Source organism: Pseudosporangium ferrugineum (genome assembly GCF_003002065.1).
Classification (GTDB): domain Bacteria; phylum Actinomycetota; class Actinomycetes; order Mycobacteriales; family Micromonosporaceae; genus Actinoplanes; species Actinoplanes ferrugineus_A.
On the sequence record NZ_PVZG01000017.1, the window covers coordinates 134,292 to 144,284 of the forward strand.

The 9,993-nt window shown below is 65.6% G+C and carries 12 protein-coding genes and 1 tRNA gene; 4 read left to right on the forward strand and 9 right to left on the reverse strand.

Going from position 1 to position 9,993, the window contains the following annotated elements:
• Window positions 1-66 precede the first annotated feature (66 nt).
• The 5 genes from CLV70_RS30055 to CLV70_RS39275 all read right to left on the reverse strand — a co-directional run bounded on the left by CLV70_RS30055 (window position 67) and on the right by CLV70_RS39275 (window position 5,144).
• On the reverse strand, window positions 67-1,077 hold the full coding sequence (locus tag CLV70_RS30055) for an LLM class flavin-dependent oxidoreductase (protein WP_106129980.1): 1,011 nt from the start codon (window positions 1,075-1,077) through the stop codon (window positions 67-69).
• Window positions 1,049-1,636 carry a TetR family transcriptional regulator gene (locus CLV70_RS30060; RefSeq protein WP_146164205.1) on the reverse strand — a complete coding sequence of 196 codons (588 nt, stop codon included), beginning with the start codon at window positions 1,634-1,636 and terminating at the stop codon, window positions 1,049-1,051. The genes CLV70_RS30055 and CLV70_RS30060 overlap by 29 nt, the downstream gene beginning before the upstream one ends.
• A 75-nt stretch (window positions 1,637-1,711) precedes the next feature.
• Window positions 1,712-3,652: an ABC transporter permease gene (locus CLV70_RS30065; RefSeq protein ID WP_146164206.1), complete on the reverse strand. Its 1,941-nt coding sequence runs from the start codon at window positions 3,650-3,652 to the stop codon at window positions 1,712-1,714.
• Between the two features lie 251 nt (window positions 3,653-3,903).
• A complete protein-coding gene (locus CLV70_RS30070) occupies window positions 3,904-4,620 on the reverse strand; it encodes an ABC transporter ATP-binding protein (RefSeq protein WP_245908543.1) in 717 nt (238 codons plus the stop codon).
• A 179-nt stretch (window positions 4,621-4,799) separates the two neighbouring features.
• Entirely contained in the window at window positions 4,800-5,144 is a 345-nt protein-coding gene (locus CLV70_RS39275) for a hypothetical protein (protein WP_146164207.1), read from the reverse strand.
• A 1,005-nt stretch (window positions 5,145-6,149) separates the two neighbouring features.
• Between CLV70_RS39275 and CLV70_RS30075 the strand changes: the two genes are divergently transcribed.
• A complete protein-coding gene (locus CLV70_RS30075; RefSeq protein ID WP_106129983.1) occupies window positions 6,150-6,431 on the forward strand; it encodes a hypothetical protein in 282 nt (93 codons plus the stop codon).
• 14 nt (window positions 6,432-6,445) lie between these two features.
• On the opposite strand, the gene CLV70_RS30080 is transcribed toward CLV70_RS30075, so the two are convergent.
• Window positions 6,446-6,676 (reverse strand): hypothetical protein, encoded by a 231-nt coding sequence (locus CLV70_RS30080; RefSeq protein WP_106129984.1) that lies wholly within the window; start codon window positions 6,674-6,676, stop codon window positions 6,446-6,448.
• A 125-nt stretch (window positions 6,677-6,801) separates the two neighbouring features.
• Between CLV70_RS30080 and CLV70_RS30085 the strand changes: the two genes are divergently transcribed.
• Window positions 6,802-7,086, forward strand: a complete 285-nt coding sequence (locus CLV70_RS30085) for a hypothetical protein (protein WP_106129985.1) — start codon at window positions 6,802-6,804, stop codon at window positions 7,084-7,086.
• A gap of 197 nt (window positions 7,087-7,283) precedes the next feature.
• On the opposite strand, the gene CLV70_RS30090 is transcribed toward CLV70_RS30085, so the two are convergent.
• The 3 genes from CLV70_RS30090 to CLV70_RS30100 form a co-directional block, all read right to left on the reverse strand.
• Window positions 7,284-7,841 carry a Uma2 family endonuclease gene (locus CLV70_RS30090; RefSeq protein ID WP_106129986.1) on the reverse strand — a complete coding sequence of 186 codons (558 nt, stop codon included), beginning with the start codon at window positions 7,839-7,841 and terminating at the stop codon, window positions 7,284-7,286.
• A 384-nt stretch (window positions 7,842-8,225) separates the two neighbouring features.
• A complete protein-coding gene (locus CLV70_RS30095) occupies window positions 8,226-8,597 on the reverse strand; it encodes a hypothetical protein (RefSeq protein ID WP_211303938.1) in 372 nt (123 codons plus the stop codon).
• A 359-nt stretch (window positions 8,598-8,956) separates the two neighbouring features.
• Window positions 8,957-9,037: transfer RNA gene (locus CLV70_RS30100), tRNA-Tyr, on the reverse strand.
• A gap of 150 nt (window positions 9,038-9,187) precedes the next feature.
• Between CLV70_RS30100 and CLV70_RS30105 the strand changes: the two genes are divergently transcribed.
• Both CLV70_RS30105 and CLV70_RS39875 read left to right on the forward strand, forming a co-directional pair.
• Complete coding sequence (locus CLV70_RS30105) at window positions 9,188-9,682, forward strand: YajQ family cyclic di-GMP-binding protein (RefSeq protein ID WP_106129987.1); 495 nt, start codon at window positions 9,188-9,190, stop codon at window positions 9,680-9,682.
• A gap of 30 nt (window positions 9,683-9,712) precedes the next feature.
• A complete protein-coding gene (locus CLV70_RS39875) occupies window positions 9,713-9,859 on the forward strand; it encodes a hypothetical protein (protein ID WP_158277851.1) in 147 nt (48 codons plus the stop codon).
• Window positions 9,860-9,993 lie beyond the last annotated feature (134 nt).

Sequence of the window (9,993 nt, forward strand, 5' to 3'; positions counted from 1 at the left end):
ACGTCCCTCGTGAGATGCCAGGCCATGCGCCGATTCTTACAGACCTCATGCTCCGGTGACGGCTTCTCAAATGCCCCAGGCCTTGGCGACGCGCGCCAGGGAGTCACGCCGGGTCTGCGGGTCGTAGACCGTGCCGGCGAGGATCAGTTCGGCGGCGCCGGTCCGCTCTACCAGGGCGTCGAGGCCGGCCACGACCTCGTCGGCGGTGCCCGCGTACTGGGTGCCGGGAAGCTGGCTCAGCACGCTCCGGTCCAGATCGGACAATTCCACCTTCGCCGCGGCCTCCGGCGAGACGATCGGCCCCAGCCGCCCCGTACGCAGGCTCAGCGCCATGATCCGGCTCGGCCCGGCCAGGTACTGGGCCTCCTCGGTGGTCTCCGCGGCGACGACCGACGCACTGATCATGAGGTGCGGCTCGGGGAAGCGCGGCGACGGCTTGAACCCGTCCCGGTAGAGCCGCACCGCGGTGTCCACGTCCGCACTCATCGCGAAGTGGTACGCGTAGCAGAACGGCAGCCCCAGCGCCGCCGCCACCTGGGCCCCGTACGTCGACGACCCGAGCATCCACACCTCGGGGAACGACTGCGGCGCGGGCGTGGCCCTCAGCCGCTCGATCCGCTCGGGCGCGACCCGGTCGTCGCCGAGCAGCGCCAGCACCATCCCGAGATGGTCGGGGAACTGCTCCACGGTCAGATGCGGCGACACCCCGCGCAGCGCGGCGGCGGTAGCCTGATCCGTGCCCGGCGCCCGCCCGATGCCCAGGTCGATCCGCCCCGGATGCAACGCCTCCAGCAGCGCGAACTGCTCGGCCACCACGAACGGCATGTGGTTCGGCAGCATCACCCCGCCCGACCCCACCTTGATCCGCCGCGTGTTCGCCGCAACGTGCGCGATCAGCACCGGCGGCGACGTCGAGGCGACAGCCGGCATGTTGTGATGCTCGGCAACCCAGAACCGCGCATACCCGAGCTCGTCGGCGGCCTGCGCGATCTCCGTCGTCCCCCGCAACGCATCGGCGCTGTCATGCCCCTCCCGTACGGTCGCGAGATCAAGAACCGACAGAGGTACGCGACTCATGGCGTGTCCAATCAAAAGTGTCGAATCCGGTCCGTACGAGCGAATGCAGCCCGCCGATCCCGGCAGAGGCGTCCCAGTAGGGGCACGAAGCATGCAAAATCATCCGAGCGGCGCCGACAACGAGCTCCAGCTCGAACCCATCCACCCCGGCCCGCGGCGCGGCCCACTCCCGCACGGCATCCCAGAACCGGTCGGCAACCTCCCGCGAACAACCCGCCAACTCGGGCGAGGCAAGCCGAACCCGCCGCTGCAGAATCATCCGCTCGGCGCAGGCCCCGGTATAGCCGACGACCACTTCCCGCAACGACACCCACAGCGGCTCGCCGCCGGGCCGCGCCCCGAGCAACTCACCCCAGAGCGCCGGATCATCGGGGTCCGGGTCGAAGACCACCGACTCCTTGTCGGCGAAATAATTGAAGAACGTACGCCGAGAGACCCCGGCCGCCGCCACGATGTCGTCCACGGAAACCGCATCGAACCCACGCTCGGTCATCAACCGCAGCGCGGTGCCATGCACAAGCCGCCAGGTCTCACGCTTCCTCAACTCCCGTACGGCCACCCCCCGACCGTAGCTCAACTTGCACTCAGTGCAAGTTATGCCCCTCACACTCCGCGAGATCAACCGTCCGACGCGTCAGTCTCCTGACGGCAGCCAGTTTCGCGACACATGCCGACTCGCGCTTATCGCCCATGCATAAAGGACGAATCCGAGGCTGACGATGCAGCCGAACCCCGCCTGGATCAGGGTGACGGAGAACCCGCTTCCCTTCTGCGCTACGGGCAGCGCCAGCCACATGCCGATCGGGAAGGCGCAGGCCGCGGCAAGCAAGATCGGCATGAAGACGCTCCATGCCGCACTGGAGATGAAGACAGCCCGGTTGCCGGCGAGAACGCTGACAGGAGCGAGGACGCGACTCCAGCGAAGATATTCGGCCAAGCCGCTGACGCCGCAGGCCAAGGTCAGAACCGCTACCGCGAACGCACCCAGAAGGACGATCCATCTCCCCTGGTCGGCGTTGACCGATGCGCCGATGAGCCAATCGCCGCCGATCGGCGACACGTCAGCCCCTCCGGGCAGCGTGCGATACGCCGCTCTTACGATGGCGGCACGATCAATCGGGTGGCCCGAGGGTGACACCAGCAGCTCGATGGCGTGACTGTCCGCATTCAGGGCGACGTTCGCGGTGCTGCCGGCCATCGACGTAACGGCGGATCGAGCGGGGGCCGCGAGGTCCAGAATCACCCGCAGCCTTTCATCGGCATGGTCCGTATTCAACGGCACAGCGTTCCCTGAGCACGGCAATCCGACGTGGTTCAACGTGGCGCAGGAGCCGACGATCCGCGTCGAGCGAGCAACCTCTTCGCTGACGATCACCAGGGGCAACGCCACGTTCTCGATCGAACGGTGATAGGCCGCGATCTGCCCCGAGCTGGCGTCGGCACCGAGTTTCGAGACCTGGATGCTGTCACCGACAACCCGGTGAACGGCCTCTGCCGCTCTGGCCGACGCGCCGAGAAATCCGTACCAGACCTGCACCTGGATGAGGATCACCACCGCGGCGACGATTCCGGAGGTCACCCGGGCGATGACGTTGGGCTGTGCGGACATCCAACGCCCCGCGACGAGGAGACCACTGGTCCGAAGCGCCCGAGCGATCCGGGCCGTCCCGTTGCCGACGACTTTGGCCGCCATTCCGACAACTGCGGGGAGCGTTATCAGCGTTCCCGCAACACCCGCATAATTGACGAGCAACCGCGCCGGGTTGTCGGGTGTGAACAAGTCCGGCCCACGAACGGCGACCAACAGCATCACCGGGCACAGGGCAGCCAACGCCGTCGGCGCCCGCCGTTTACCGGTCGGCCGGGTGCCACCTCTCCTGGCCAGACCGAGAAGATCGAGCACCACGATGGTCAGAATGCTGGCCGCTCCCGCGGCGATCCACATCGCCACCAGGAGCCAGATGGATCCGCGGACATCCGAGGCCGAGATGACATAGTCGACATAAGGTAGTCGCACATCCGTTGTCGCCAGTATCGGCAACAGAATCGAACTGACCGCGACGCCTGTCGAGACAGCGAGAGCGGATTCGCCGGCAGACACCAGTATTCGGTCGAATCGAGTTCCACCCAGTACGGTCACCAGGGCGACCCTGCGGTCGCGTGACTGCGATCCGGTCCTTGCCGCGACTGCAAGCAGGACCAGCGCCGGTAGAACCATCAAAAAGCCCACCAGTAACCGAAAGGTCCCCAGGGGCCGGACCATCAGCCCATCTCCCACGGGGGCATGACCCAGAGATCCAAATCCTTCGATCTCATACATCTTGCCCGTGGAGATCAGTTCTTTCGGCGGCCGGAAGTAGGCGAGTTTCTCCCCGGGTGCCTCAAGCCCTTCCGGACCGATCGTTCCGGCCGGATCACCGTAGCGGCTCGCTATTCCTTCGCCGGCGCCTGCTCGCAGGAGCGCTGGTGAGATGACTGCCTGTCCCGGCTCGGGCCATGAGCGCAAGCCGGGCGGGAGCGGAGCGTCAGGCAGCAACGGTTCGATGAAGATAACGGAGAACTGACGCGTGTTCACTGTGTCGAACCCCGAACCCCAGAGCGCAACCGCGGGTCGATCGGAGTCGGCCGAGTGATATATCGGAGCCCGCGCAGCTCCTCGATGCTCACGGCCGCTGTAGGTCGCCTCAGCGACAGCCAGGGCCATGAAGGAGATGCACACTGCCGCGGCGGCCAGCAACAACGCGGTGAACCGGAATCCCCCCGCCTCGGATCGGTTCCCCGATCGCCACCCGAGCCGGACCATGGTGAATATCGGCGACCATGGCATCACGAGCCGCCCAGGCCGGGCGTCCGGACGGTCGCCAGAACGCCACCGTCCAGATGCACGACGTGGTTGGCGCGCTCCGCCACCGACGCATCATGGGTAACCACGAGCACGGCGCACCCGTACGCCCGTGGAAGATCAAATATCATGTCGGCCACTTGATCTTTGGTCTTGGCGTCCAGGGCGCCCGTGGGTTCGTCCGCGAGGATGACGGCCGGGGAATTTATCAGGGCCCTCGCTACGCCGGTTCGCTGCCTCTCGCCTCCGGACAATCGATCGGTCCTGCCATGCGACGGAACGCCCAGCTCGGACAACAGCGCGGCAGCCTTGTCGTACGATTCCCGGCGATTGCCTCGTTGCAGCAGCGCAGGCAGCGCAACGTTCTCCAGCGGTGTCAACTCCGGAATGAGTTCACCGAATTGAAACACCATGCCGATCTTCCGCTGACGAATACGCGCCAGCTCACGCCCGCGCAGACGCACCAGGTCCTGGCCGGAGAGGACGATTCTCCCGGAGCTGGGCTTCAGGAGTCCCAGAATGCACGAAAGAAGCGTGCTCTTGCCCGACCCGCTCGGACCGGTGATGGTCACCGATTCACCGGCACCAACCTGCAGGTCAACCTCATTCAGAAGAATCCGATCATCGATCGCATACGTCAGGCTCTCGATCCGCAGGACCGGATCCGACCTGGCTGGCAACGCGATTGGATCGACATTCAACCTTGACTCCCGCGGCACCATTATAGGCATGGAGGATTCTTGGCGCTAATCCTCTTGATCAAAGCCGGAGGCGATGTGACCTAAAGCCACACCGCCTCCGCTGGATGCTGCGCTACCTTCGGTGGTTCGATGCCCTCAGTTCCTGCGAGACCTTACCGCACAGCAGGAACCATCAGAGATCAACCCCAGGAGCCGCAGGGATCGGGCTGCAGGTTGAAGTCCTTGCAGGCCCGCACCGACAAGATGGTTTCGGAGTAGTTCCGCGAGAGGGTGGAACCCGATCCTCCGCCGTTCGTCAGTCGCGGCGTGCCCGAGACACCTTGCCTCGTCATGAGGCCGTAGGCTGCGGCATCGTCGTCGAGCTCATCCGCAACATTGAGCGTCTTGTCACTGTTGCTCGTGACGACCCGAGACCCAGAGACGTACGAGCTGTGCGCCGCAAAGGCGGGCCCTACGGCGCCGGCCAGCGCGACGGAGGCAACCGCCAGAAGGGCACCTCGTCCGAGAATTTCAGAGGCTTTCATTTACCGACCCTCTCATCGTCCTAAATTGTGCGGCAATCGTTTGCCGCCGAAGGCGCAGAGTGCTGCCCTCGACGGGCCTGGCAACTAGTGGACTTTGTCACGCCCGTGAGCATTGAGGATGGCCAGCCAGCATCTCCCCCCGTTTCGCACTGAATCCATCGATCAAGACCGATGCCTGGACGACTTCATCAGCTTCGCAGGGGCTGTCAACGTTCTTTGCAAAGGTGCTGGTAAATACTCTTGGAGCGTTATCCATCCAGTGTTCGTTGCCTGCGTACGTGCTCGAAGCGAGGAGGTTTGGCTGGCCTTCGGATAGGTCTTCGACGCGACGATCACTGCGCAAGTTTCAATGAGCAGGGGAAATGCACTTTCGGACTTGGTTCGAATGCCTCGCGGGACGACCGGCATGCAGACTCCGATCCTCATCCGGCCTGGTTATGTGGGTCGAGCACCCCGCAGGGCCCGGTAAGACAAAGATCGTTGCGCCATCGGCGAACCGCTGGTCGCGGCGGTGATCAGTGAAGCTAGGGAGCAGCCACACGGGTACGGCCCCTTTCACTCCGCCGTCGCGGCTCCGTGCCAATCGCTGCCGCGTGCCAAGAGATGAGCCTTCAAGGAGTCGCTGAACCGACGCGTTTGCTATACCTGCCACAAGAGATTCCATGCAGCTGCGAGAGCAGCGGAAACGTGCTCCCGTGATTGGTCCGAACCGCAACCAGGAGCCTGAGGATTGGATCGTGGCGAGTGGTGGTGGAGCGTGGCGTACGGCTTGCCCTCGCCGCCGGCTGGGAGCCGGGGTCAGCGCGGTGGTTGCCTCCGGTTCGAGCTGCCGGGCTGACGCTCGATCCGGTCGCGCGCTGGCCGAAGACCGCCAGCGGGTCGAGGGCGGCCGGTCGCACCTCGACTACCTATCGGCAAACGTCCGTGGATGTCGCCATAATCGCGTAAGCGATCAACCTCACGGAGGCCGTAGTGGGTTTCACGGTCATGCATCGGGGTGGCGGGATGGAGGACGGCGATCCGGGTCGGATTCCCGCACTCATCGCCGAGCTCGACGATCCCAGGGACGACGAGCACCCCGACGTCGCCGTCACCGACGACCGGACCGGCTGGAGTCTGTCTGCCTTCCAGACCGGCCGCCTGGTCTGGGAGAACGTGGAGGACGACAGCATTCCGCCCCGGCACCTCGCCGAGGCGAGCCGGGCCGAGATGACCCGGCTCATGCTTCTCGTCGCGGCCGGTGAGCTTGACGAGGTGGAACGGCTGGCGTGGCGGCCCGGGTACTGAGCCGCCCGGCCCGATCATTCCTCGGTTTCGGCCTCGAGTTGTTCGACCGGGGACTCCGCGAAGATCTCGAACTTCCATCGCTCGGTGAACGACTCGCCGTCGGTCGTTTCCAGGTACGAGCGGAGCTGTACGCCGAAGCCCAGCAGATCCGCCGCCCGGAGGTGTTCGACGGCCTCCTCGAGCGTGGTCAGGTAGTGCGTGGCCAGCGGGCCGGGGGCCGCGAAATCCTCTTCGACGTCAGACATGACGGCAAGCGTAGAGCAGCGCATTCGCCCGGGCCGGAGAGGCGTGTAGCCGCCATGTCGGCGGGGGCCGGCAGCCTCGGGGGCAGGATTGACCCTGCCACCGAAGAGCCTCGTAACCTGCGTGAATGGCGGACGACGACTTCACGATCACACTCACCCACGACCAGGCTCTGATCCTGTCCGACTGGCTCCACACAATGCTGATGGGGGACACCCCCGAATTCGACGCCCTGGTCAACCGCGACCCCGCCGTCTGGTCACCCGTGTACGCAATCTCCGGGGCGCTGGAGACGACGCTGGTCGAGGTCTTCAAACCCGACTATCTCGACCTGGTGGCAGCGGCCCGCGAACGCCTGCTCGACAGCCTGGGAGAAATCGGCCGCCCCCCGAACAACACCACGCAAGCCTGACACCAGGGAAAGTCGGCCTTCGCTCTTCCCGCACCCGGCCGGGCGGCTGACTCCGGCGCCTCAACACCCAACCAGCTGCCGAGTTGTCCCTTTTCCGACCAAGGCGACCGATAAGCGTGGCGCTGGCCGGCCGCTGCGGCGGCTCGCCACCGAATGGGCGGTGTCGGTAGGTGCCTGGCTGTCGGTGGCAGCGGCTCTCAGCGATGTACGAGGGACCGCGTGTCGAGTTCGAACCGGAACGGGTGCTCAGAGGTCAGGCTCGTGCCGGTCTTCACGACGGTTTCCTCGACATAGTGCTGACCGTCGAGGCGGTTGAGTCGCAGTGTCAGCGAGTCTGGCACCTCGTGCTCGACCAGGAGGTACCACCCGATACCGGCGGCGGCGTAGAGCTGCATCTTGAGGACGCGGTCCATGGCGGCGTTACTCGGCGAGACGATCTCGCCGATCAGAAGCACACGAGAGGCGTCCGCCGTGACGTCTTCCTCGTCCACGTCCACGACGGCCAGGTCAGGAATCACGATACGGCCGGTATGCAGCCGGACGTTGATCGCCTCGTAGACGAAGAGTCCGGCTGGCTCGGCGCCGTCTTCCAGCGCGTTCGCCAGGCGGCGGGAGAGGCGCTGATGGCTCATGCTCGGCGCGGGGCTCACGACCAGGCTCCCGTCGATGAGCTCGATCCGATCCGTCGTCTCACCGAGTGCGAAATACTCGTCCTCAGTCCATGGACCGACGTGGTCAACCACTCCCACGCTCATCGACTACGTCACCCCCCAGCAGCGGCTGATAAGAAGATGCTCTCGCCCACGGTACGGCACTCCAAGCGGCACGGCGTCCCTGCAGAGCTGGCCCGCTGGAGTGAGGAGAACGAGGTCGTCCTCTAGCCGAGGCGGTGACCACGTCACTCGAATGCCGCAAGAACCTCCGCTTGACCCAACGGCCTACTGAGGTGACGGTTGTGACCGACGCCCAAGCTCCGCACTGATGGTGGCCCCCGCGGTCGCGTCGCACTGCCGAACTATTTCTCTGAATCAAGGCGCGGCGCGGCCGGACGCGCTCGGCCTGCTGGCGGCCTCCGGCCGGCATCGGCCAGCGCACCGGCCAACCGTTCTCGGGTGCTGTTGTTGCTGGCGTATGTCTTCTTACGGGCGGCGGTTCCAGCGCTCGATGTGGGCTTGGAACCACTCGGACGCGATAGCTGCCGCGTCCCGTGGGTCACCGGCGAGATCGATGCTGAGCCCGTCAGGCGGGCTGGTGTCGACGAGCGCTTCAGCCGCACGGAGCCCGTCGTCCCAGTTGAGGCAGGAAGGACTCCACCCGCCCCGCAACTGTGCCCCGTCGTAGTCGACGCGCAGGGTTTCCAGCACGGCGCCGCCTTTGACGAAGTCATAGGACACCAGCATCCATGGCTCGCCGTCAGGGTCCTGGTGATACCAGTCCTGCAGATCGGGGACACGCTGGGACATCTCCCGGAGGAAGATTTCTTCGTGCTCCAGTGGATCGAGTTCGCGCACCTGGGAACGATCTCAGGTCTGGGCGTGCCTTCGGCAGGAGTCTCGGGCTTTTGAGATGGTGGCCGCCATCCCGCCCACCGCCGAACCAGGCAAGCCGAGCAGACCACCGCCAGCGTTCATACATCTCTACCGGGCGCGAGTTGTGGCGGCCCCGGCGGCGACCCGCATCCCGATGGGTGGTTCTACGGCGGACGGGACGGCTTGAGAGGCAAGGACGGGGGAGTGGCACGGAAGATCGACCTGCCCGCGATCCGCCCCCAACTGCTCGCGACGAGCCGGATTCGGCCGGATCTTGCTGGACCCTACGAGAACGGCCCCGGAGCGCGTTTCGCAGCTCACGGGGCCGTTATTGGTGCCTGTGGCGGGTAGAGGATTCGAACCTCTGTAGCTTTCGCGACGGATTTACAGTCCGCTCCCATTGGCCGCTCGGGCAACCCGCCTGGGCATCGCCGCCGTGGTGTTCGGTGGCAGCGGAGAACAGGATAGCCGTAGCCGCGGGCTGTTCCGCAACCGGGTACGGTCGGCATGTCGGGGGGCCTTCGGGTGCCCTCGTGGACATCGATTCGTGGCCCAGCAGCAGGAGTCTGATCATGGCAGCCAGCCCGTCGTTCGACATCGTCAGCAAGGTCGACGGCCAGGAGGTGGACAACGCCTTCCACCAGGCGGAGAAGGAGCTTGGGACCCGGTTCGATTTTCGGGGGACCGGGACCAGCATCGTCAAGTCGGGGGAGAACGGGGTCACCATCACCTCGGAGACCGAGGAGCGGGCTTCCGCCGCGCTCGACGTCTACAAGGAGAAGCTGGTCAAGCGGAACATCTCGCTGAAGTCGCTGGAGGCCGGCGAGCCGCGGCAGTCGGGGAAGACGTACAAGATCGACTGCAAGGTCATCGAGGGGATCGAGACCGACAAGGCCAAGGCCATCAGCAAGAAAATCCGGGATGAGGGGCCGAAGGGCGTGCAGGCGCAGATCCAGGGCGACCAGCTGCGGGTCACCGGCAAGAAGCGGGACGACCTGCAGGCCGTCATCGCCCTGCTCAAGCAGGAGGACTTCGGCGTCGCGCTGCAGTTCACGAACTACCGGTAAGCGGGCCGGGCGGGGCGCAGACTGAGGTGCATGGACCTTGGTACGGCCACGCTGGTCGTCGGCGGTGTGATCGGGTCGGTGCTCGTGGTCTTCGGGGTGCGGATGCTGGTCACCGGCCGGGGGCCGGCGGGCATCCTGCGGAACTTCCCGGCCGTACGCGACGCCGCCCTTTACTGAGCTTCTGGGGTTGAGGTCACTCCTACGTCCACATCGCCGCTTTGGGTGATTCCTGCCGGTTCGGGACTGCTGTCTAGTTAGGGCATGCGATACGGGGATGGCGGCGGGGTTGGACCGCAACAACGCGCCCGCCG